18 protein-coding genes are annotated in these 22,462 nt (G+C 68.9%); 8 read left to right on the forward strand and 10 right to left on the reverse strand.

Annotated elements, in window-relative coordinates:
* Positions 1–103: 103 nt before the first annotated feature.
* Together xrtH and DSM104443_RS09630 are read left to right on the forward strand one after the other, a co-directional pair.
* Positions 104–631, forward strand: a complete 528-nt coding sequence (xrtH, locus tag DSM104443_RS09625; RefSeq protein WP_171091663.1) for an exosortase H — start codon at positions 104–106, stop codon at positions 629–631.
* On the forward strand, positions 628–1,209 hold the full coding sequence (locus DSM104443_RS09630) for an exosortase H-associated membrane protein (protein ID WP_171091665.1): 582 nt from the start codon (positions 628–630) through the stop codon (positions 1,207–1,209). Before xrtH ends, DSM104443_RS09630 begins: the two co-directional genes overlap by 4 nt.
* 7 nt (positions 1,210–1,216) lie before the next feature.
* On the opposite strand, the gene DSM104443_RS09635 is transcribed toward DSM104443_RS09630, so the two are convergent.
* The 3 genes from DSM104443_RS09635 to DSM104443_RS09645 form a co-directional block, all read right to left on the reverse strand.
* A complete protein-coding gene (locus tag DSM104443_RS09635) occupies positions 1,217–1,624 on the reverse strand; it encodes a hypothetical protein (protein ID WP_171091667.1) in 408 nt (135 codons plus the stop codon).
* A gap of 108 nt (positions 1,625–1,732) precedes the next feature.
* Complete coding sequence (locus tag DSM104443_RS09640) at positions 1,733–2,341, reverse strand: response regulator transcription factor (protein ID WP_171091668.1); 609 nt, start codon at positions 2,339–2,341, stop codon at positions 1,733–1,735.
* Positions 2,341–4,446 carry an MASE1 domain-containing protein gene (locus DSM104443_RS09645; protein ID WP_171091670.1) on the reverse strand — a complete coding sequence of 702 codons (2,106 nt, stop codon included), beginning with the start codon at positions 4,444–4,446 and terminating at the stop codon, positions 2,341–2,343. Before DSM104443_RS09645 ends, DSM104443_RS09640 begins: the two co-directional genes overlap by 1 nt.
* A 164-nt stretch (positions 4,447–4,610) precedes the next feature.
* On the opposite strand from DSM104443_RS09645, the gene DSM104443_RS09650 reads away from it, so the two are divergent.
* The 5 genes from DSM104443_RS09650 to DSM104443_RS09670 all read left to right on the forward strand — a co-directional run bounded on the left by DSM104443_RS09650 (position 4,611) and on the right by DSM104443_RS09670 (position 9,222).
* Positions 4,611–5,189, forward strand: coding sequence for a hypothetical protein (locus DSM104443_RS09650; protein WP_171091672.1), 579 nt, complete (start codon positions 4,611–4,613; stop codon positions 5,187–5,189).
* A gap of 4 nt (positions 5,190–5,193) precedes the next feature.
* Positions 5,194–5,796, forward strand: coding sequence for a lipid-binding SYLF domain-containing protein (locus DSM104443_RS09655; RefSeq protein ID WP_171091674.1), 603 nt, complete (start codon positions 5,194–5,196; stop codon positions 5,794–5,796).
* Between the two features lie 84 nt (positions 5,797–5,880).
* Positions 5,881–6,840 carry a Bug family tripartite tricarboxylate transporter substrate binding protein gene (locus tag DSM104443_RS09660; protein WP_171091676.1) on the forward strand — a complete coding sequence of 320 codons (960 nt, stop codon included), beginning with the start codon at positions 5,881–5,883 and terminating at the stop codon, positions 6,838–6,840.
* Positions 6,841–6,883: 43 nt separating this feature from the next.
* The gene (locus DSM104443_RS09665; protein WP_171091678.1) at positions 6,884–8,254 is read left to right on the forward strand and encodes an MmgE/PrpD family protein; all 1,371 of its coding nucleotides are present in this window, start codon (positions 6,884–6,886) and stop codon (positions 8,252–8,254) included.
* Positions 8,251–9,222 carry an NAD(P)-dependent oxidoreductase gene (locus DSM104443_RS09670; protein ID WP_171091680.1) on the forward strand — a complete coding sequence of 324 codons (972 nt, stop codon included), beginning with the start codon at positions 8,251–8,253 and terminating at the stop codon, positions 9,220–9,222. The genes DSM104443_RS09665 and DSM104443_RS09670 overlap by 4 nt, the downstream gene beginning before the upstream one ends.
* Here the strand turns inward: DSM104443_RS09670 and DSM104443_RS09675 are convergent, their stop codons facing one another.
* The 3 genes from DSM104443_RS09675 to DSM104443_RS09685 are packed head-to-tail and all read right to left on the reverse strand — an operon-like array spanning position 9,223 to position 14,829.
* Positions 9,223–11,388, reverse strand: a complete 2,166-nt coding sequence (locus DSM104443_RS09675; protein ID WP_171091682.1) for a hypothetical protein — start codon at positions 11,386–11,388, stop codon at positions 9,223–9,225. It lies immediately after the preceding gene.
* Position 11,389: 1 nt separating this feature from the next.
* Positions 11,390–11,917, reverse strand: a complete 528-nt coding sequence (locus tag DSM104443_RS09680) for a hypothetical protein (protein ID WP_171091684.1) — start codon at positions 11,915–11,917, stop codon at positions 11,390–11,392.
* Positions 11,914–14,829, reverse strand: coding sequence for a Calx-beta domain-containing protein (locus DSM104443_RS09685; protein WP_171091686.1), 2,916 nt, complete (start codon positions 14,827–14,829; stop codon positions 11,914–11,916). Before DSM104443_RS09685 ends, DSM104443_RS09680 begins: the two co-directional genes overlap by 4 nt.
* Positions 14,830–14,960: 131 nt before the next feature.
* Here DSM104443_RS09685 and DSM104443_RS09690 point away from each other — a divergent pair, with 131 nt between their 5' ends.
* The gene (locus DSM104443_RS09690) at positions 14,961–16,046 is read left to right on the forward strand and encodes a helix-turn-helix transcriptional regulator (RefSeq protein WP_171091688.1); all 1,086 of its coding nucleotides are present in this window, start codon (positions 14,961–14,963) and stop codon (positions 16,044–16,046) included.
* Positions 16,047–16,053: 7 nt separating this feature from the next.
* On the opposite strand, the gene DSM104443_RS09695 is transcribed toward DSM104443_RS09690, so the two are convergent.
* Genes DSM104443_RS09695 through DSM104443_RS09710 form a run of 4 tightly spaced genes read right to left on the reverse strand, consistent with a single transcriptional unit; the run spans position 16,054 to position 22,459 of the window.
* A complete protein-coding gene (locus tag DSM104443_RS09695; protein WP_171091690.1) occupies positions 16,054–16,902 on the reverse strand; it encodes a PA4780 family RIO1-like protein kinase in 849 nt (282 codons plus the stop codon).
* Positions 16,899–18,911, reverse strand: coding sequence for an acetyl-CoA carboxylase biotin carboxylase subunit (locus DSM104443_RS09700; protein WP_171091692.1), 2,013 nt, complete (start codon positions 18,909–18,911; stop codon positions 16,899–16,901). The genes DSM104443_RS09695 and DSM104443_RS09700 overlap by 4 nt, the downstream gene beginning before the upstream one ends.
* A gap of 37 nt (positions 18,912–18,948) precedes the next feature.
* Positions 18,949–21,624, reverse strand: a complete 2,676-nt coding sequence (locus DSM104443_RS09705) for a beta-propeller domain-containing protein (protein WP_171091694.1) — start codon at positions 21,622–21,624, stop codon at positions 18,949–18,951.
* Between the two features lie 34 nt (positions 21,625–21,658).
* A complete protein-coding gene (locus DSM104443_RS09710) occupies positions 21,659–22,459 on the reverse strand; it encodes an enoyl-CoA hydratase/isomerase family protein (protein WP_171091696.1) in 801 nt (266 codons plus the stop codon).
* Positions 22,460–22,462 lie beyond the last annotated feature (3 nt).

Below are 22,462 nucleotides of genomic sequence, written 5' to 3' on the forward strand. Positions count from 1 at the left end.
ACTCCTTGACGGGGGAGAGCACCCCGATTGTCCCCACGGGCTCCAGGCTTGCGTATTGTCCTCGGGGGCAGGGTAGACCGTTGGGTGATACCCTACGCGCGCCATGCGCCGCTTCGCCCTGACTTTCGTCGTCCTCCTCGTCGTCCTCTTCGTCTTCGAGCTGACTCCGCCCGGCCAGGCCCTCGTCGTGCCGTGGACGGAGCTCGTGGCGAAGGCGAGCGCCGGTCTCGTCACCACGTTCGACGGGAACGCGGCCGCGCAGGGCAAGCTGCTCTACAACCCGAAGACCGGCTTCGGCGTGATGATCGAGGCGGGATGCAACGGCGTCGAGGCCATGCTGGTGCTGCTGGCGGGCATCCTCGCGTATCCCGCGCCGTGGCGGTCGAAGGCGATCGGCATCGCCATCGGCGTGGTCGCGATCCAGGCGCTGAACCTCGTGCGCATCGTGAGCCTGTTCTACCTGGGCCAGTGGGATGCGCAGTGGTTCGTCTGGGCCCACCTCTACGTGTGGCAGGCGCTGATCATGCTCGACGCGTTGATCGTGTGGCTGCTGTGGATGCGTACCGTCCCGGGACCTGCGTTGCCGCCCGAAGCGCCTCCGCCCGAGTCGCCACCGCCCGCGGTCGCATGAAGTTCACGACACGCCGCGAAGTGCTGGTGTTCCTCGGGAAGACGCTGCTCGCGCTGCCTGTCGCGTTGGCGCTCTGGTATTTCGCCAGCCCCTTCCTCAACGAGTTGGCGGCGCACGTGGCGAAGACGCCGATTGCCGTGCTCGCGGACGCCAAGGTGGCCCCGCCTACGATGCGCGGGCGCAGCGTCCGCTTTCCCATCACGATCTTCGCGCCCTACCAGGTCGGCCGGGCACGCGCGCCGGCGATCACGGAGGTCGAGGTCAATCCGTCGATCTACACCTTCGGGATCGCGCTCTTCCTCGCGCTCTCGGTCGCCGCGCGCGCGTCGCGCCGGACCGCGCCGATCGTGGTGGGCGTGATCGCGCTCTCGCTCGTCCCGGCGTGGGGCGTCACGTTCGACGTGTTGAAGCAGCTCGCGCTGGCGCGCGAGCTCGAGCTCTATCTCGCCTTTCCGACCTTCATGCGCGAAGGCATCGGGCTCGCCTACCAGGTGGGCGCGTTGCTCCTGCCCACGCTGGTGCCGGTCGCGCTGTGGTTCGGCTTGAACCAGCGGCGCGAGCCGAAGCCGCCGTCCTAGCGCGGCATTACTTCAGGCCGAACTTGCTCGCGCATTCGCCGATCGTCTCCGTCGCGGAGATGAACGCGCGCCAGTCGCGTGCCGTGGGCGAGGAGCGCATCGCGGCGAAGTAGTAGCGCGTGCAGGGCTTGGCGTCGACCTGGATGGAATCGCGCCCCGGGTCGCTCATGCCGGGCGGGCCCGGAATGCTCACTTCCACCTCGTGCAGTCCGGGCGGCACCGGGTCGTTGCGGCCGATGTCGCGGTCCCGGCCGTCGATCTTCATGATGAAGGCCGAGCGCGTGTCGGCCGCGGGCATGCGGCGCTCGGGCTCGAAGAGGGCGTACGGCTGACCGTACATTCCGCCGGGCGCGCTGGCGCAGCCGCCCAGCACGACGGTCGTCAACGCGAGCCACGCGGCCTGGTTTCTTCTCATGCTTGTTCTCCCTGTGGACGGCGAAGGGCCATTGTCAGGCGCGCGCACGGCGGCGCGTATCGTCCTTTGGGGCTACTTTGTTACCGTCGTTGACGGACGGCGGCGCGGCTACGCCGTCGCGAAGAGGCGGTCGGAGGCGCTCACGAGCTCGGCGAGCGATCCCACTTCCATCTTGCGCATCACCTGCGCGCGATGCGCCTTCACCGTGCGTACGGACGTGCCGAGCTCGAAGGCGATCTGCTTGTTGAGCTTGCCCTGCACCACGCGGTCGAACACTTCGCGTTCGCGGGCCGTGAGGCGATCGAGGCGCTCGCGAAGGATGCGCTCTTCGTCATCGCGTGCCTGCGCACGGGCACCGCGCTGCAGCGCCGTCTCGACGGCGCCCAGCAGGCGCTCGCGATCGACGGGCTTGGTGAGGAAATCCACGGCGCCGGCCTTCATGGCGGTGACGCCCATGTCGATGTTGCCGCGGCCAGTGAGGAAGATCACGGGGCGCGGGTCGCGCTCGCGTTGCAGCGCCGCCTGCAGCTCGATGCCCGTGAGACCGGGCAGCCCCACGTCGAGCACGATGCAGCCGGGAGTCGCGTCGCGCTCGCTCACGAGGAACTCGCCGGCGGAAGAGTAGCCGCGCGCCTCGAAGCCCGCGATCTTCAGCAGGCGCGTGAGGGCCGAGCGTACGGAGCGGTCGTCTTCCACGACATGCACGATGGGTTTCATCACTCGAGCTCCGGAGGGAGGTTGCGGTCGCGCCGGTCGGCGCGCAGCGTGAAGCGGAACGTGGCGCCGGCATCGGCATTGTTGGTCGCCCAGATGCGGCCGCCGTGGGACTGGACGAGCGATCGCGCGATCGACAGGCCCAGGCCCATGCCGTCGCGCTTGGTGGTGAAGAACGAGTCGAAGATGCGGCCCTGCGTGGACACCGAGAGGCCGTGTCCGCGGTCGCGCACGGCGATCTGCACCATGCCGTCGGCCGAACGGAAGACCTCGACGAAGAGCTCGCGTTGCGCGGGCGGCGTCTCGTCCATGGCGTCCATCGCGTTGAAGATGAGATTCAGCAGCACCTGCTGCACGTGGATGCGGTCGCACCAGACGTGCGGCACCTTGTCGAGCGCGATGCTCACCGGGATGCCGCGCCGCTTCGCCACGGGCGCCACGAGCCGCAGCACCGCGCGCACGACCTCGTTCGGGTCGAAGGTTTCGATGTCGGCGCCGCGCTTGCTCGCGAGGCCACGGATGTGGCGCATCACCTCGCTCGCGCGCAGGCCGTCGGCGCGGATGTCGGCGAGGATGTCGGAGAGCTCCGCGTCGCGCTCGCCACTGCGCGCGAGCAACATCTCGGCGGAATCGACGTTGCTCAGGATCGCGGACATGGGCTGGTTGATCTCGTGGGCGATCGAGGCGGCGAGCTCGCCCATGATCGTGAGGCGCGAGGCGTGCGTGAGCTCCTGGCCGAGCTCGTCGGTGTCGCGGCGCTCCGTGATGTCGGTGAGCCGGCCGATCATCTGCAGCGGGTGGCCTTCCGCGTCGCGCACGATGAAGCCGCGCTCGCTCACCAGGGCGTGGCGGCCGTCGGCCCGGCGCAGGCGGAACTCGGATTCCCATTGGCGCGAGCCGGCGGCGAGCGCCACGTGCAGCGGCGCCATCGCGCTCTCGCGATCGTCGGGATGGATCATCTCGCACCACTCGCGGTAGCCGTGTCCGGTGGCGGACCGGTCGTAGCCGAACTCGGAGAGCGCGCTTCGGCTCCACCACATCGCACCGCTCACGAGGTCGCGCTCGTACACGACATCGCGCGTGGCCTCGAGCATGACGTGGAAGCGCCGGTCGCTCTGGCGCAGCGACGCCTCGGCGCGCCGGCGCTCGTCCATCGCCGCGGCGAAGCACAGCAGCGTGGGGGAGATGAAGAGCAGGAAGAGTTGAACGGCCCGCGCGTTCTCGGTGGGCGTTCCCATGCCGAGCGCGCCGGTGCCATGGCCCGAGCCCACGATGGCCACGACCGCCACCAGCGCCACCGTCGCGCTCGTCCCCGCCGGCCCGAAACGGTACGCGGCCCACAGCAGGAAAGGCAGCGGCATGTAGATCTCGACCGGCAGCACGCTCTCGGCGAGTTGCGTGTGGAACACCACCAGCGCGGAGGCGAGCAGGCCCACGAGCAGCAACAGTGCCTCGACGAGGTGCGTCTGCTTCGCGCGACGGAACACCAGCAGGCCGCCCGTGGCGAAGACGACGATCGGTGGGACCAGCACGAGCGACGTGGCCGCGTTGGAGAGCGATCGAGCCGCCCAGAGATCCCAGTAGTCGGCGTCGCCCCAGGCGTTCCATTTCACGAACGCGCTGTCGAGGAACGAGGAGAGCAGCGCCGCCGTGAACGCCGCGAACACGAAGCCGATCACGTGCAGGGGCTTGCCGAACGGCTGGTGCAGCGCTCCGAGCTTGCGGACCATCGCCGCGCCGATCGCGGCTTCGGCGAAGTTGCTGATGAACCAGCAGCCCACCATCGAGAAGGGGATGCCGCTCTGCAATTCGGCCAGCAGGTGCGCGGGCAGGGCAGCCACGGCAACGACCCACCACCGCGACGGCGGCACCAGCAGCAGCGCGGCGAAGAGGATCGCGTTCGGCGGCCAGAGGACCGAGACGGGATTGGGGAGGAAGGTGAGCGCGAGCCCCAGCTTGGCGCCGGTGAAGTAGCCGACGAAGACCGCGAGCGCGGTGGCGGAGTTGCTGTCGAACCCATGCGTACCGGGGCGACGGACTTCGGTCGCATTCGGGGCGGTGGCCGCCTCCAGGCCACGCATTCCGGAAAAGGGTTCGGCCGCTGGCATTCGTTGAGCCTTGGACGTTCCGTGCGCCACAGGTGTTGTTTGTGTTCTTGCGAACCATCCTACCCGCCGCCTGCGCCGCTAGCAAACCGGCATGCACAGGGCTTCATACCTGAGGATCGGCGAAGTGGTAGGCTTTTGGATTCGTCTGGTTTGGGAGAGAAATCATGAAACGCAATCTGGTTGCCTTGCTGGCCGTTGTGGCGTTCGCGTCAGCTACCGCTGTTGCGCAGGACAAGAAGGCCGGTGCCGTGGGCGCCCTCGAATACACGAAGGTCACCGCGACGGTCGAAGCCATCGATCAATCCACGCGCGCCGTGACATTGAAGGGTGAGAAAGGCGATCTCGTCAGCTTCGTCGCCGGGCCCGAGGTGAAGAACCTCGCCCAGGTTTCGAAGGGCGACATCGTCACCATCGAGTACGCGCAGGCGGTCCTTGTCGGCCTCGAGAAGTCCAAGAGCACGGTGCGGGAGCGCGTCGTGACCGAGGGCAAGCAAGGGGCACCTAAGGGCCAGATGCCGGCCGGCATCGTGGTGCGGGATGTCGCGGTCGTCGCCTCGGTCGAAGCGGTGGACGCCAAGAAGGGCATCGTCACGCTGCGCGGCCCGGAGCACACGGTCACGATGAAGGTGAAGGATCCGGCGATGCTGAAGGACGTGAAGACGGGCGACATGGTGAAGGCCTCCTACACCGAGGCGATGGCGGTCCGCGTGGAAAAGGCGCCTGCTGCTGCGCCGAAGAAGTAGCGCCATGGACCGCGCCGGTGTTGTCGCGCGCATCCTCCTCGCTGCCGCAGCCGTGGGCCTGGCCGCGTGCGCGACACCCGGCGGCATCTCCGCCGACGCGGCCGCCAAGCGCCGCGCGGCGATCCAGGAGATGCGCGACGAGAGCCTGAAGCAGTTCTATGCGAACAAGGCCGAGCTGCGCGAAGAGCTCAAGGGCGCGGTCGGCTATGGCGTGTTCGACGCTTCGCAGGTGAACCTGCTGCTCTACGTCGGGGCGGTCGGCTCGGGCGTGCTGGTGGACAAGGACGGCAAGGAGACCTTCATGAAGGTCACGCGCGCGGGCACCGGCCCGGGCGTGGGCTACAAGACCTACCGGCAGCTGCTCGTATTCAAGGACCAGGGACTCTTCGACACCTTCCGCACGCTCGGAGCGGACGTCGGCGCCTCGGCGGACGCGACGCTCAAGATCGGATCGGGCAAGGGCGTCTCGCTGGATGGCAGCACGTCGTTCAATCCCTATCTCTCGGTCTACCAGTACACCGACAGCGGGATCCTCCTCCAGGCCAACTGGGGCGGCGTCGCCTACCTGCCCGACGAAGACCTCAACCCCGCTGCGCCGAAGCCGTAGTAGCAAGGCTTTGCCGGGGGTGAGCCTCGGCTGGGCAGGGGTCGGCCACCTATAATCGGGGATTCCGTTTCCGGAGGATCCCCGATGATGCACAAGATGATTGCAGCGGCCGCCGTGCTGGCGTTCGCGATCCCCGGCGCGTTCGCGCAGGGCTACCCCACCAAGACCGTGAAGATCGTGGCCCCCGTGCAGCCCGGCGGCGGCGTGGACCTCACCGCGCGTACCGTGGCCGAGCAGCTCACGAAATCGATGGGCCAGTCGTTCATCGTCGAGAACGTCTCGGGCGGCGGCGGCGTGATCGCCTCGCAGACCGTGAAGAACGCTTCGCCCGACGGCTACACGCTGATGCTGGGCTACGTCGCCACGCACGGCACGGTGCCCGCGGTGCGCAAGGTGCCGTACGACGCGGTGAAGGACTTCACGCCGATCGCGATGGTCGTCGGCACGCCCAACGTGCTGGTGGTCGGCTCCGCCGTTCCCGCGTCCGACATGAAGTCGCTGATCGCCTATGCGAAGGCCAACAAGGTGAGCTACGGCTCGTCCGGCCAGGGCTCGCTCACGCACCTCGCGATGGAGCAGTTCCGCACCGAGGCCGGATTCGACGCGGTGCATGCCGCTTATCGGGGCATCGGCCCGGCGATCACCGACGTGCTCGGCAACCAGACGCAGATGATGATGCCGGGGCTCGCCGCCGCGCTGCCGCACATCAAGGCCGGGAAGCTGAAGCCGATCGCGGTCACCGGCGTGAAGCGCCACGCGCTGCTGCCCGACACGCCCACCTTCGAGGAGCTGGGCTACAAGGGCTTCGACGGCGTGCAGTGGTACTCGATCGTGGGCCCCGCGAAGATGCCGCCCGAGATCGTGAGGAAGCTCAACGAAGAGATCAACAAGGCGATCGCCACGCCGGAGCTGAAGGCCCGCCTCGCCGGCGAAGCGCTGGAGCCGATGCCGATGACGCCCGAGCAGTTCGGCAAGTACATGCAGGCCGACATCGCGCACTGGGCGAAGCTCGCCAAGGACCGCAACATCACCCTCGAAGATTGACGTCATTCCCGCGAAGGCGGGAATCCAGACCCGGAAAAAATACATGGCACGCAACACGAAAGTCGCGGCGATCCAGGACGCGCCGCCGGTCACCCGCACGCTCGCCAAATTGGTCGCCACGCATCCCTCGCGGGGCTGGAGCGATGCGGTCGAGAAAGAAGCGCACCGCACGTTCCTCAACTGGGCGGGCTGCGCGACCGGCGCGGCCCAGCACGAGAGCGTGACCGCCGCCTTGGGCGCGGTCGCCATGCTGCAGCCGGCACCGCAATCCTCGGTGCTCGGCCGCTCCGAGCGCGTGGACATGGCGAGTGCCGCGCTCGTGAACGGCATCTCCTCGCACACGTTCGATTTCGACGACACCCACCTGAAGACGATCATCCATCCGGCCGGCCCGGTGGCCTCGGCGCTGCTGGCACTCGCGGAAGTGACGGGCGCCACGGGCCGCGAGGTGATCGACGCGCTCGTGCTGGGCATCGACGTGTCGTGCCGCGTCGGCAACATGATGTACCCGGACCACTACGACCGCGGTTGGCACATCACCGGATCCACCGGCACGCTCGGCGCGGCCGCGGGCTGCGCGAGGCTGCTGGGGCTGGACGAGCAGAAGACCACGATGGCCCTGGGCATCGCCGCCTCGCAGCCCATCGGCATGCGCGAGCAGTTCGGCACGATGACCAAGCCCTTCCATCCGGGAGGCGCGGCGCGTGCCGGTCTCACCAGCGCGCTGCTGGCGCGGAGCGGCTTCACCGCGAGCCCGCGGGCGATCGAGGCCGCGCGCGGCATGTCGCAGACGATCTCCACCAAGAACGACTGGAACGAGATCACCGACGAGCTGGGCAGCCGCTTCGAGATCTCGTTCAACACGTACAAGCCCTTCGCCTGCGGCATCGTGATCCACCCGACCATCGACGCGGCCGTGCAGCTGCGCGACCGGGGCGTGAAGCCCGCGGACGTGGAGCGCGTGGAGCTGCGCGTGCACTCGCTGGTGCTCGAGCTCACCGGGAAGAAGGAGCCGAAGGACGGCCTCGAGGGCAAGTTCAGCGTCTACCACGGCTTCTGCTGCGGCTTGATGTTCGGCCGCGCCGCCGAGCACGAGTACGACGATGCGATCGTGAACCGCGCCGACATGGTGGAGCTGCGCAGGAAGGTGGTCGCGACCGTGGACGATGCGATCGCCGAGGAATCGGCGGACGTGACGGTGGTGCTGAAGAGCGGGCAGCGCGAGCACGTCTTCGTGAAGCACGCGATCGGCTCGCTCGAGCGCCCCATGACCGACGCGATGCTGGAAGCGAAGGCGCGCGACCTCGCCGAGCCGGTCATCGGGCTACCGCGCGCCAACAGCCTGATCGCCGCTTGCTGGGGGCTGGGCGAAGCGTCGGACGTGCGGGCCATCACGCGGGCGGCGTGCCCGTGAGCGCGCGCCCGAAGATCGTCGTCCTCGACGATTACGAGAACGCGCTGCGGCGCCTCGCGGACTGGAAGCCGATCGAAGCGAAGGCCGACATCTCGTTCCACACCGAGCGCTTGCGCGGCGATACGTTGCTGGCGGCGATCCGGGACGCGGACGCGATCGCGCTCGTGCGCGACCGCACGCCCTTCAAGGCGGAGCTGATCGCGAAGCTGCCGAACCTGAAGTGCTTCATCTTCACCGGCCAGCGCAACCAGCAGCTCGACGCGGAGGCCATGCGTGCGCAGGGTGTCGCGATCGGCATCACGGAGGCCGGCTCGTCGAAGTTCAGCACCTCCGAAGTCGCGTGGACGCTGATCCTCGCGGCGTCGAAGCGGCTCGAAGCGCATCTCTCGCTGGTGCGGCAAGGCAAGTGGCGTGACGGCAAGGGACTGCCCGTCACCCTGGCGGGCGGGCGCCTCGGCATCATCGGCCTGGGATCGATCGGACAACGCATCGCCGATGTCGGCAAGGCCTTCCAGATGGAGGTCGTGACCTGGAGCCCGCACATGACGCCGGAGCGTGCGGCCGCGGGCGGTGCCGAGTCGGTGAGCCTCGAGGAGCTGCTTGCCACCTCGAAGGTCGTGAGCCTCTCCCTCGTGGTGTCGGATGCGACGCGGAAGCTCCTGACGCGCGAGCGGTTGGCGACGATGCGAGAGGACGCGATTCTCGTGAACACGGCACGCTCGGCGCTGATCGACATGGCGGCGCTTCCCGCCGCGCTCGATGCGGGCCGTCCGGGCATCGCGGCGCTCGATGTCTACGACGACGAGCCGCTCGCGAAGGACCACCCGCTCGTGGGCCGCGACGACGTGGTGCTCTCGCCGCACCTCGGATTCGTCAACGAGCCCGTCTTCGGGAAGTTCGCCACGGGTGTGGTCGAGAACCTCGCGGCGTGGCTCGACGGCAAGCCGCTGGTGCGCCCGTACGGCTAGCTAGCGCACCGCCTCGATGCCCCAGTTCGTGTCGCGAGGCGACGCGGACGTGCGGGCGTGATGGACCTCGATCCGCGCGACGCCATCCAGCCGGCGCGGCAGGCCCAGCTTCAGGACCCCGTTCGGCGTGGCCCATTCGGTGATGCGGATGAGCTTGCCGGCCGCGATGTCTCGCGCGTAGGTCGGGCTCCACGCGCCTTCGTCGAAGGTCGTCGTCGGCGCGCCGTACGCATCCAGCAGGGCGCGACGCACGCGTTCGTAGACGCGGGACGCGTCGGCCACGCCATCGAGCGAGACCAGCAGTGCTACGCGATCGACGATGCCCGCATCGTGCGTGATCACCAGGCGCTGGCGCTGCTCGATCTCTTCGATGATCCGCGCTTCGTACACCTGGGCTCGCGGCTCCGCCACACCGGCGCCGATGCCGCTCGCGGCGAGGCTCGCCTCGACGGCGGCGAGCGGCTGGCCGGGCGTGAGCTTCGCGAGGAGCGACGCATTGAGCGCGACGCGGTCGGGAACAGGCGTTGCCTGGGCCAGCGTGTAACCCTGGCTCGAGCGAACCGTCGCGGCCGGCGCGTTCTCGAAGAACCAGGTCCACGAGGCACCGAGCCGCCATGCCGAGCTGTCCGTGCCGGGAGAAGGGCGGCGCTCGAAGAGCGTCGCATCCACGCCGAACTCGTGGCGGCCCCAGCGGTAGCGGTAGTCGAAGGCGGCGTTGACCGTCGCGACATCGGGCGCGGTTTCCAGCCGCGGATCCTGCTTCAGGCCGCCCACGTTGAGCGTGAAGCGGTGCGGGCCGCCGAAGAGCGCCATCGCGAGCGTGGGTTGCCAGTCGCGCGTGGCGCCGAAGCCGGTGATGCGCCGGTACATCACGCCGGGCGTGACGCTTCCGGAGACCGCGCCCCACGTGACCGGGAGGATCGCGGCCACCTGCACCTGCGAGGTGGTCGACGAGAAGGCGTCGTTCGCGTGGTCGTCGAAGTCGAGGCGCATCGCGTTCAGTTGCGCGATCCAGCCGCCGCCCATCGGCCGGGTGAGGTTGAGTGCCAGCTGCGAGAAGCGGGAGTCGATCGAGCGGTCGTCGCGCTCGCTGTCCTGCACGAACGCATCGAGCATTCCGGAGAGAGCCCACGGCGCATACGAGCCGGAGAGGTTGGCGCCCGCCACGCGTGTTTCGAGCGGGTTCGCGCTCTCGTGCTGGTCGCTGTAGTCCTGCAGCCGCAGGCGCAGCGACATGCCCTGCGGCAGGTTCGCGCCCGCGAAGGCCTCGAGGCTGCGCCGGTCGGCGGGCGTCACGGCGCCGAAGGGGCGGTAGTCGCGGCCGTAACGCTCGGCCCGCAGGCGCACGTTGTAGACGGGATCGTAGGCGGAGACCTGCGCGAAGTATCCCGAGTCGCTGCGGTCGCGCCCGTCCACGGCGGGATCGAAGGAATCGTAGTCGCCCTTCATGCGCGCGACCTCGCCCTCCACGCGAAGCTTCCACGACGCGAGATCGAAGAGCGACTCCGCGGCCAGGCTCGCGACGGTCTGCGACTGGTCCTCGGAGCGCGAGAAGCGCTCGTTGGCACCGCGAGCGTTGCGCAGCACGTTGGCGTTCCATCGCCCGAAGCGGTCGGTGTCCACGAGCCACGAGACGCCGAGCGTGTTGTCGTCGGACCATTGCGCATCGCGCCAGTTGGGCTGCGCGGCCCCTCCGAAGAGCACGATCGACTGGCGAATCGAGGGATCGAGCGCGGGCTGGAGCTCGACCGACGCGCCCTTCAGCGACCGCTGCTGTGTGCGCATCGTCGTGAACGCGAAGAAGTCGCCCGCTTCCGCGCGCCAGGCCCAGGCCCACTCGCCCGACTCCGCCATGAAGTTGAGGCGCTCCGGCACCACGCCCTTGTCCTGGGAGCGGTAGGGGGAATCGTTCACGACGCCGGCGACGAGGAAGCGGCGCATCGAATACGGCGAGGGACGCGACAGGCCGGCGATGTTGAATTCGTCGTAGCCGGTGTTGCCGAGGAACGGGTAGGGGACGAAGGTGCGGTCGCCGCTGGCGTCGTAGCGCTCGGCGCGTAGCACGTTGGTGCCCGAGATCTGCCAGCCCTCGGTCACCGCCTGCGCGGCGGCGGGAAGCGGACCGGCGAGCGCGAGTGCCACGGCCCGCGCGACGGCGCGCGCCATGTCAGCGAATCTCCTTCAGCGTGAAGATCGCTTCGTTGAGTCCCTCGCGGCGCTGGAATCCCAGCACCGGATCGTTGAACTCGACCTGCGTGCGCAGCGTCACCGAGACCTTGGTGATGACTTCCTGCTCCATGCCATCGGTCGTGGGCTGCGTGTATTGCGCGAGCACCTGGATCGACTCCACGCCGAGCACGCGCAGCGTCGCATCGCGCGGCACTTTGGAGACCAGCGCATCGCCGACGCGGTCGCGGTCGTAGTAGGTGGGCGAGAGCAGCTTCCTCAGCTCGGGCGTGTTCCACGCGTCGGCGAGTTTCTGGATCGACTTGTTCACCGTCGCGCGCACGGCCGAGGGCGGTGGGGGCGCGATCGGAGCGCTGCCCGTCGCCGCAACGGGTGCGCCGGGAACGGCCGCGCCGCCGGGGCGGCCGATCGGATTGAAGGGCCGCGATTCCTGGGCGAGCGCGGGAACGGCCGCGAGCGCGAGCACGGCCGCCGCGGCCAGGGAAGCGATCGACAGGGCGCGATTCATCGCGAGCACGTGAAGGAGCACGTGCCGCCGCCGCTGGACACGATGCTCGCGCTGAACTGCGTGTTGGAGCTGCGCGTGATCGTCGCGCGGTGGTTCGACTGGCCGAAGTACGTGAGCGTGCTGCTCTGCGAGTTGACCGAGTTGCCGCACCCCTGGAACGTCGCGGTGCCGCCGGCGTGGAACGGGCTCACGGTGATGATGTCGCCGTTCACCGAGAGCGATTGCGGCGAGGGCGTGGGATTGCACGAGCCGGAGCACGCGTAGCTGCCGGGATTGCCCTGCCACGCCTGGGCTTGCGAGCCGCACGGCCCCTGCACCGGCGGCGAGTCGTTGTCGATGATGGTGACGCTCGTCGTGCTGAGCGCGCCCAGCACCGCGCCGCCCGTCGGTGCCGAAAGCCGCACGCTGAAAATCTCGTTGCCTTCGAACAGCGTGTCGTCGACGATCGCGATGGCGATCGGCTTGGAACCCGTCTCGCGGTTCGTCCAGGTGAGGGTGCCGGTCTTCGCCTCGAAGTCGGCGCCGGCCGTGGCGGTGCCCGAGACGGCCGTGTAGGTGACGCTGACGGTGCCGTCGCCGCCGTTGGTCCGGTTGACGAGGATGAGCGGCGGGCCGCCTCCTTCCATGGCCGTGTACGCCGAGGCCGCGAATTCCACGGTGCCCGGGTTGCCCGGCGCATCGTCGTCGGTGATCGTCATCAGCGCCGCCGAAGGGACGCCGAGCGTGTATTCCGCGCCCGGCAGGAGGACCATCTGCACCGTCTCGGTCATCTCCTGGATCGTGTCGTCGACGGCGGCGATGGAGACCGTGGCGCTCGTCTGTCCGGCGGCGATGGTGGCTCGCGCACCCGGCGGCACGTAGTCGGTTCCGGGCGTCGCGGTGCCCTCGAACCGGAAGTTGATGGCCAAGCCTCCGACCGGAGCCGGCCTCGAGATCGTGATCGTGAATTCGCCGGGCGGCTGGTTCTCTCCGGTCTGGCGTGTCGCGGCGACCGACGCGACTCGTAGCGTCGGATCCTGGGTCGGCGTGCGCGTGCCGCCGAGCGGATTGGTCGGGTCCAGCGGATTGTTGCCGATCACGTTGATCCAGGTGTCCAGCTCGGAGAAGTAACCGGTGCGGCACTGGTCCTCCTCGCAGTTGCGAAGCCGCTCGCGCAGCAGGCGGCGGGCGTCCTGCAGCTTTCCGAGGCGCTCCCGGTACGGCTCGAGCAGGTTGCGCTCGGCTTCGGCCTGCTCGAGCTCGCGCTTGATCGCGTTCAACTCGGTCACCAGGGCCGTGCGCTTGGATTGGGCCGTGGCGAGGTCCTGCCGGACCTTTTCCCCGACCTCCACTTTCACGGCCCCCGCGAGGATCGAGGCGTTGGCGTCGCGGACGATATCGCGCAGGCCCTGGAGGAAGGCCTCGTGCCGCGCGAGCTCGCCTTCCTTCTGCGTGAGCGCGACGCGCAGCTTGCGGGCCCGCTCGAGCGCGGCTTCGATGCGCGCGACTTCCTGTCGGAGGAAGTCGATCTCGTCGAGGATCCGGTTGAGCTGCGCGGCGATGGGCAGGCAGGGAATGCACTGCGTCTCGACGCGCGGTGTCGGCGCGGGACCGTCCCGCTGCATCGGCGTGAAAGGACCGCCGGGGATGACGCCGATCTCGCCGGTGGGCCCGGCCGTGCATTGGTCCTTCACCTGGAAGACCTTTTGCAGTTGCCGCGCGATCGCGCCGATGCGCCCGTTCAGGTCCACCAGGGCGCGGCCCCAGCCCTGGTCCTTCGCCACGTCCCGCGGCGACATACCGGCTGGGGGTGCGTAGTAGTCGGGCAGCGAGGGGCGCGAAACGGACGGAAGCCCGCACGTGCGCGAGAGACACGAGATGAGCGCGGTCCGCGCGGCGACGATCGCGGAGCGCGCGGCCGTGACCTTGTCGCGCCGGGCGACCATGCGGGCCCGTTCGGCGGCGAGGTTGGCGAGGATCCGCTGCTCCGCGGTGAGGTCGCCCACCAGCTGGTCGATGTATTGCTTGCGCTCGGCGATCTCCTTGTCGGCGCGCGCCTTCAGGGCGCGGAAGCTGATCTTCCCCAGCGCCTTGGTGAGACCGCCCAGGTCCGAGGGCTTGATCCCGCCGGTCTCCTTCCGGATCTTCCGCAGCTCGTCGATGGCGTTCTTCGCGTCCGAGATGCTGCTCTTCAGGTCGTTCGCCAGTCCCGTCTTGCCGTCGCTCACGAGGAGTCCCGTCGTGATGTTGGTGAGCGGCGTGTACGTTCCCGACGCGGAAACACTGGGCGTGTTCTGCGTCATCCGCTCCGCCCCGGCCTGCGAGAGGTCGTTCATGACCGCCTCGAGGTCCTTCAGGGACTCGTAGGCGGTGTCGAGCCTTTGCCAGGTCGTATCTCCTGGAAAGAACGCGCCCTTGTCGTGCATGTTCTTGATGTCATCGGCGAGCGACGCGAGATCGAAGATCAGTGCCGCCCAGCGCGTCAGGTAGTCCTGGACCGCGAGCTCCTCCTGGACCAGCGCCATGTTCGTCGTCGTCATGGCGGCGCTGCCGATCGCGGCGTTGTGCGCGGCCGCCGCGGCCGCGCTGCCCTTGTTCAAGGCCGTCTCCAGCGCCTCGAGGTAGGCCTGGGCATCGGTCAGGGTCTGGAGCAGGGCCTGCGCCGTGGCGCAGTCCTCGAGGATCGGGCACTTGGCCGCATTGCATTGGCCCGCGCGGGCGTTGATGACGATCGCCGCGGTCTCCAGGTCCACGAGGTCGCCGTTGTCGCCGGGGATCCCGCCCTTCGACGCGTCGACGATGGCATTGGAGATCTCGGACGGCGGAAGGCTTCCGGGGCCGTAGTTCGGGGCCGGCGTGGATTGCGCGACGACGGCCGGGAGCCCCCCGACGAGCGCGAGGAGCAGAAGGAATCGAAGCCCGCGCGCCAGCACCGTAATGCGCTCCCTGTTGTCGGTTCGTGATCGAATGTCCGTGGCGACCAGACTAGGGAGGTTGCGTCGCGGGCTCACCCCCTCGTCAGGGGGTATCTCGGATCCGCGGGGCGCGTAATATTCCGCAATCCATGAAGCCGTCGGCCGCCATCGCGAGCATCCGCTCCCTCTGCAGCCTCGGGCTGCCGGGCGAGCAGCTCGTGCCGGCGCTGCTGGAGGCGTTGCACCGCCACATCCCGTCGTCGCGCAACCTCTTCGACTGGACCGACCCCGACGGCAACCTCATCCGCTACTACTTCGACGGGCCGATCGACGCGCAGGTGGCGCGCCACTACTTCGAGGAGTTCCACAACAAGCGCGAGGCCGAGGCGATGACGGGGTTCCGCCAGTCGGTGATGGGGCGGGCGGTCGTCCGCAGCGCCGCCGAGCTCGACAACCCCGCGTTCTTCCGCTCCGCCCTCTACAACGAGATCTGGAAGCCGCAGGGCCTGCATTCGCGCATCGAGGCGATCGTGCGCAACTCGCGCGACGAGCCGCTGGGCTCGCTCGTGCTCTACCGCGAGATCCACGAGCAGCCCTTCAACGCGAAGGAGGAGACGCTGCTGGGCAACCTCGTCCCCTACATCGCGCGCGGGCTGGAGGCCGAGGCGACGCTCCCGCACGATTTCGTCGTGCGCGGAGACCGCAAGGCGGTGCTGAGCATCTCGGGCGAGGGCGAACTGCTGCACGTCTCGGAGGACGCGCACAAGATGCTGCTGCTCTCGCAAGGGGGCATCACGCCCGAGACGGCGGGACGCGCTCCGCGCGGCTCCGACTATCCGACGCTCGCGTTGCTCGCCGCGCAGATCCGGCGCAACGTCGGCGCCTCGCGCCGGCAGGTCTCGCTCACCATGGACAACGCCTGGGGCCGCTTCCTGTTCGAGGCCGAGCCGCTCGCGCCCGCGGCGAGCGGCGTGGAGCCGCAGATCCACGTCACCATCCAGCACCACGAGCCGCGTGCCATCGCGTGGCGGCGCGCCCTGGACTCCCTCAACCTCTCCGTGGCGCAGCGCGAGGTCTGCACGCTGCTGCGCGCCGGATACTCCCAGGCCGAGATCGCCGCGGCGCTCTCCGTCGCGCCCTCGACGGTCGCCGACCACGTGAAGAAGATCTACACGCGGGTCGACGTGCACTCGGTGCGCGAGCTGTGCGAGCGGCTGGAACGCGCCTCGGGTTAGCGCAGCTTCACTCGGGTTCCTGCATCCTCGAGATGCGCGCTTCCTCTTCCAGGCGGGCGTCGTCGATCTCGCGCATGACGTCTTCCAGGTCCACGTTGGACTCGTCGGCCTCGAAATGGCCGGTCAGCTCCATGCCCGGCGCCAGCGTGCCGGCCTGGTACGCGGCCCAGATCTCCTTGCCGTAGTCGGTGGCCAGGAGCTCGGGGGCCACGCGCCCGAAGAAGCGCCGCAGGTTGTCCACGTCCCGCACCAGCATCCGCGGCGCGTGGTTGTTGCCCGCGGCGTCCACGGCCTGCGGCAGGTCGATGATCATGGGGCCGTCGGCGTCGACGAGGATGTTGAACTCGCTCAGGTCGCCGTGGATGATGCCGGCCGCGAGCATGCGCACGACTTCGCCGATGAGGCGGTGGTGGAACTCCGTCGCGAGCTCGGGCGTGAGCTCCACGTCGTTCAGGCGAGGTGCGGCGTTGCCTTCCGCGTCGGCAACGAGCTCCATCAGCAGCACGCCTTCGTGGAACTGCCAGGGCTTCGGCACGCGCACGCCGGCCGCGGCCAGCCGGCGTAGCGCGTCCACTTCGGCGCTCTGCCAGGCCTGCTCCTGCGAGGCGCGACCGAAGCGCGAGCCCTTCGCCATGGCGCGTGCCTGGCGGCTGTTCTTCGTCTTGCGGTTCTCGGTGTAGTCGACGGCCTGGCGGAAGCTGCGCTTGTCGGCTTCCTTGTAGACCTTCGCGCAGAGCGTCTCCTCGCCGCGGCGCACGACGAACACCATCGCCTCCTTGCCGCTCATGAGCTGGCGCACGACGGTGTCGATCAGCCCGTCGTCGACGAGCGGCTGCAACCGCGGGGGGACTCTCAAGCTTCGCGGAACGCGAAGAGGACAGCGTCGGCCGGGACCAGCTGGTTTTCCTGGAACGCGACGCGCTCGATCACGCCGTCGCGCGGCGAGACGATGGTGTGCTCCATCTTCATCGCCTCGAGGATGAGGAGCGACTGGCCTTTCTTCACCGAATCGCCAACCTTGGCCATCAGCTTCACCACGCGGCCCGGCATGAGCGCGGTGAGGCGCGCGTCGGGCAGCGAATCCGCCGGCTCGTAGTGGAACGGGTCCACCAGCTCCAGCTCGTAGCGGCCCGCGGGAACGACGGCGCTCACGCGGTCGTCCAGCCGGCCGACCTCGGCGAAGTAGGTTTCGTCGTCGAGGCCGATCTGCAGGCGGCCGTGGTGGCTCGGCCCGAGCACGACGCGATGCGACTTGCCGGCGACGGTGACATCCGCGTAGCCCGCCTTCATCACCGCGTCGACCGTGATGACGTTGTCGGCACCCGCCCGGAATTCCATCTTGCGGAGCGCCGGCTGGTTCAGGCGCCAGCCGCCCGTGTCGTTCCACGGGGAGGGCGCCGATCCTTCGCGCGATTGCTGCTCGTCCAGGAACACGCGCGCGGCCGCGGCCACCGTGGCTTCGAGCGGAACGTCGGAGGCGGAGGGCAGCAGGTCGGCGCGATGGCGCTCGATGAAGGCTGTGTCGGTGTCGCCCGCGAGGAACGCGGGGTGGCGAACGACGCGCTCGAGGAACGCGAGGTTGGTCTTCACGCCGAGGAGCTGCGTCTCGGACAGCGCCTGCGCCATCCTGCGCGCGGCCTCGTTGCGGTCGTCGCCCCACACGACCAGCTTCGCGATCATGGGGTCGTAATAGACGCTCACCTCGTCGCCCTGGCGCACGCCTGTCTCGAGGCGCACGTCGGCGTGCGAGTGATGCTCGTGGCCTTCCTCGGCGGTGTCGTGCGGCGCTCTCAACACGCCGATGGTGCCGGTCTCGGGCAGGAAATCGTTCGCGGGATTCTCGGCGCAGAGGCGCACCTCGATCGAGTGGCCGCCGGACTGGATCTCGCTCTGCTTCAGCGGCAGCGGCTCGCCCGCGGCGACGCGAAGCTGCCATTCGACGAGATCCTCGCCCGTGATCATCTCCGTCACCGGATGCTCGACCTGCAGCCGCGTGTTCATCTCCATGAAGAAGAACTGGCGGTCGGCGCCGGCGATGAACTCGATGGTCCCGGCTCCGCGGTATTTGATCGCACGCGCGGCGGCTACGGCGGCCTCGCCCATCTTCTCGCGCATCGCATCGTCGAGGAACGGGGAGGGCGTCTCCTCGAGCACCTTCTGGTGGCGGCGCTGGATCGAGCACTCGCGCTCGAAGAGGTGGACGTAGTGGCCGTGCGTGTCGCCGAAGACCTGGAACTCGATGTGGTGCGGGCCGGTCACGAAGCGCTCGAGCAGCACGCGATCGTCTCCGAAGGCGTTCTTCGCTTCGCGCCGCGCGGCGGCCAACTGGGGCGCGAACTCGGCGTCACCATTCACGAGGCGCATGCCCTTGCCGCCACCGCCGGCGATGGCCTTGATCAGCAGCGGATAGCCGACCTTCTTCGCTTGCTGCGCGAGATGCGCGTCGTCCTGCTTCTCGCCGTGGTAGCCGGGAACGACCGGGACGCCGGCCTTCTCCATGATCGCCTTGGCGCGATCCTTCAGGCCCATCTGCTCGATGGCCTCGGGCGTGGGGCCGATGAAGACGAGCCCCGCCTTCTCGACGGCGCGCGCGAAATCCTCGTTCTCGGAGAGGAAGCCGTATCCGGGGTGGATCGCCTCGGCGCCGCAGGCTTTCGCGACGGCGATGATGCGGTCGCCCTGGAGGTACGAATCCGCCGGGCGAGGGCCGCCGATCGCGTAGGCCTCGTCCGCCATCTCCACGTGCAGGGCGTGGGCGTCGATGTCGGAATGGACCGCGACCGTGCGCACGGAAAGCTTGCGGCAGGTGCGGATGACGCGGCAGGCGATCTCGCCGCGGTTGGCAATCAGGATCTTGGAGAACATGGGCTGCGCGATTATAAGCGGGCGCAGCCCTCGCGGCTCAGAACGGCCCGAGCGCGGCTCCGTTGGTGTCCTCGCGCCAGAAGAGGCCGCCGCCGACGTAGACCGGGCCTCGTTCGAACAGCACCGAGCGTGCGGTGCCCATGTACGCGGGGTCTTGATAGCTCCCGTACACGGACTGCGGCCGGTGCGTCACCAGCGGGTCGAGCACCTGGAGGGACGCCGTGGCAGGCGTGGTACCCACGAGGCGGAACCGCAGGAGCCCGCTGTACTGCCACGAGAACTGCTGCCACCCGGGGGGATCGTTGGGATTGGTCGCCTCGCCGCCGTGGATGCGCGCCGGAATGCCGAGCGTCGCCGTGCCGTCGGCATTGCGAAGCATGCTGAAGGCGTGGTGGCTCGCCGAGAGCGGCGACATGCTGCCCGTCTTGCCGAGCGGGATCCGTTGCATCTCGCGGGGCTGGCCGGCGTTCGAGACATCGAACAGCGTGAGCTGCAGGCCCAGCGTGACCGTGCGTCCACCGAGGATGGCCGTGTCCTGGCCGAACCCGAGCAGCAGGCCGCCGGGCAGCGGATGCAAGTATTCGGAGAAGCCCGGGACTTCGAGCGAGCCCGTGATGCGCGGGTCGGCGGGGTTCGCGAGGTCGACGACGTAGAGCGGATCGACGCGGCGGAAGCTCACGGCGTAGAGCTTGTCGCCGGCGAAGCGCACGCCGTAGAGATCTTCCCCGGGCTTGCCGATCGGCTCCGTGCGTTGGCTGTTGGGGAGGAAGGACACCGTGCGCAGCAGGCCCGGTGCGATCGCGGAGGGCTCGAGGATCGTGAGGCGATTCTTCGTCGACGCACCCCACATCACGCCGCTCGCGGTCACCACGCGAAGCTTGCCGTCGGCCTCGCTCAGCCGGAAGGACATGCCATCCGGATCCGCGCGCACGCGGCCTTCGACCGTTCCGGACGCCACGAAGGCCGCATTGCCCGCAAGGCGGAGCTGGTGGATATCGGTCGTGTAGAACGACGTGTCTCCGCCCGTCACGCCCTCCGGGAGGGACGTGTAGCGCGAGCTCGCCAGGAACAGGTTGCCCGAGGAGACGTAGAGCGCGTCGGCCTGGCCGAGCAGGCCCACGGAGCTCACCGCCTGCGTGGCGAGGTCGATCGTCGTGACCGCGATGATCGCGGAGACGGGCGCACGTGCACCCTGCGGCGGGCTGTAGAGCGAGCGCGCGTCGACGAGCAGGTTGGGGGCACCGTTCTGGATGCGAATCTTCGGGAGCAAGTCCTCGAGGGGCGTCGCGGCGGCCAGCGCGAGATCGGCCGGATTGTTCGGCGGGGAATAGCGAATCCCGGCGACGCTCGGCGCGTGGCGCGTGACGAGATAGAGTCGATCGCCGATCCGGCGCGTGCTGAGGACGTGGCCGTCGATCTGCGCGTGCCACTGCGACTTCGGCAAGCCGTCGGCCCCCGCCTGCAGGATCTCGACGCGCGTCGTGCCGCCGAGCCACGATCCGGGAAACATCCAGGTGGGCGACTTGCCCGAGAACGGAACCGATCCCGTCACGGCGACGATCCGGCCACTGTCGACATAAAGGGCCGCACTGTAGGCCCGCTCCGTGGCACCCGCGGCGAGATCGACCTTGCCCACGATGGACAGCGCCTTCCCCCCGTCATCGATGCGTGCCACGCGCAACACGGATACGCGCTGCGTGATGGATCCGGCGTACTCCGGATTCACCGGCGCCTCGGCGAACGTGTAGACGTAGCGTCCATCCGACTTCACGAGGTCGCCCTCGTCGACATCGGCTTCCTGCAGGTTGGTCGTGGAGAACGGGGCCGCGGGTGCGGGCGCCGAGAAATCGCCGGGGCTCGGAGGCGAATTGAGGATTCCGGCGACGAGGTAGGCCTTCAGGGCCGCGTCGCTGTCCACGCGCGCGAGCTGGCGATCGGCCGGACGCGTCGATGCGGGGCGGCCGAGTTGCTTCACCGGGGCGCCGTCCATCCCGACGCCGTCGGCCATCGGCACCGACACCTGGTTGCGAAGCACCAGGGCCGATTCGCCGTTGAAGGCGTACGCGATGCGGCCGGCAGGCCTGTTGATCGAAGGCGTGTAGGCGCAGGTCGGGCAAGCGCCGGTCGCCGAGATCACCGCGAAGCTGTTGTCGGCATTGCGGTCGAAGCCCGAGTACCAGGTGGGCGCGCCCGTCGGGTCGTAGGTGTAGAGCACGCCGCCCTGGATGTCGCCCTGCTGCGTGAACGTGAGGCCCCAGCCCGAGTTCGCGGGATTGAAGTACGAGCCGGAGTGGTCGATCTCGTTGGGAACGCCCGATTGGATGAACGGCTCGATGTCGATCGTGCCGCTGGCGCCGGCGATCGTGAAGTCGAGCGTGAGCTTCTCGGGATGGCGGATCGTGACCTTGAACGTGCCCGCCTGGACAGGCGCCTGCTTACGGCCCTCGGTCCAGCGGTGCTTCATCAGCGGCCATGTGCTGCCGTCGAGGGGACCTTGCGCCGTGTACCAGATGGCGCGGCCGTCGGCTTCGTAGGTGTACCAGGTGGCCGCACCCGTCTCGCCCACGTTGAAGAGCTCGAGGCCCATGCCCGGACGCTGCGAATTCCACCAGAGCCCCTGCGTGAAGGGCGAGCGCTCCGCGAGGGTGGCGGAAAACGCGCTGAACGAGGCGGCGAGGGCGAGGAAACCGGCGACTAAGTGCTTGTAGGACAAGGGCTTCTCCCGCGTTCAGGGGAACGCAAGGATTCTACTCGGACGCGGGTTCCTCGGGGACCCAGGACGCTTTTCGCTTCTCGAGGAAGGCGCCGATGCCTTCCTTGCCCTCGGGCGAGGTGCGGATGCGGGCGATGCGGTCGGCCGTGTCCTGGAGGATCTCGCTGTGCATCGGGCGGTTCGCCACGGAGCGGATGAGGTCCTTCGCTTCGCGCTGAGCGACCGGGCCTGCGAGCAGCAGGGCATCGACGATCGTGCCCACCTTGTCGTCGAGGTCGTTGTCGTCGCCGGCGAGGTCGTGGATGAGACCCATGCGGTAGGCGTCGGCGGCCGGGAAGCGCTCGGCAGTGAGGAAATAGCGGCGCGCGTTCTTCGCGCCGATGGCGGCGACCACGTACGGAGAGATGACGGCGGGGATGAGGCCCAGCTTCACCTCGGTGAGCGCGAACTCGACGTTCTGCGTGGCGACCGCGACGTCGCAGCAGGCGACGAGGCCGACACCGCCTCCGAAGGCGTTGCCGTGCACGCGCGCGACGGTGGGCTTGCGAAGGTGGTCGAGCGTGCGCATCAGCGTGCCGAGTGCCATGGCGTCGCGCAGGTTCTCGTCCTTCGAATAGCCCGAGGCTCGCTTCATCCAGTCCAGGTCGGCGCCGGCGGAGAAGGACTTGCCGGTCGCGGAGAGCACGACCACGCGCACGCCGTCTTCGGCTTCCATCGAGCGCAGGGCTTCGGTGAGCTCGCCGATCACGACGTCGTCGAACGCGTTGTGGCGCTCGGGCTTGTTCAGGGTGACCAGGCCGACCGGGCCCTGGCGTTCGATGGCGATCGTGGACATGGC

Origin of the sequence: Usitatibacter rugosus (assembly GCF_013003965.1) — a bacterium.
GTDB classification, from domain to species: domain Bacteria; phylum Pseudomonadota; class Gammaproteobacteria; order Burkholderiales; family Usitatibacteraceae; genus Usitatibacter; species Usitatibacter rugosus.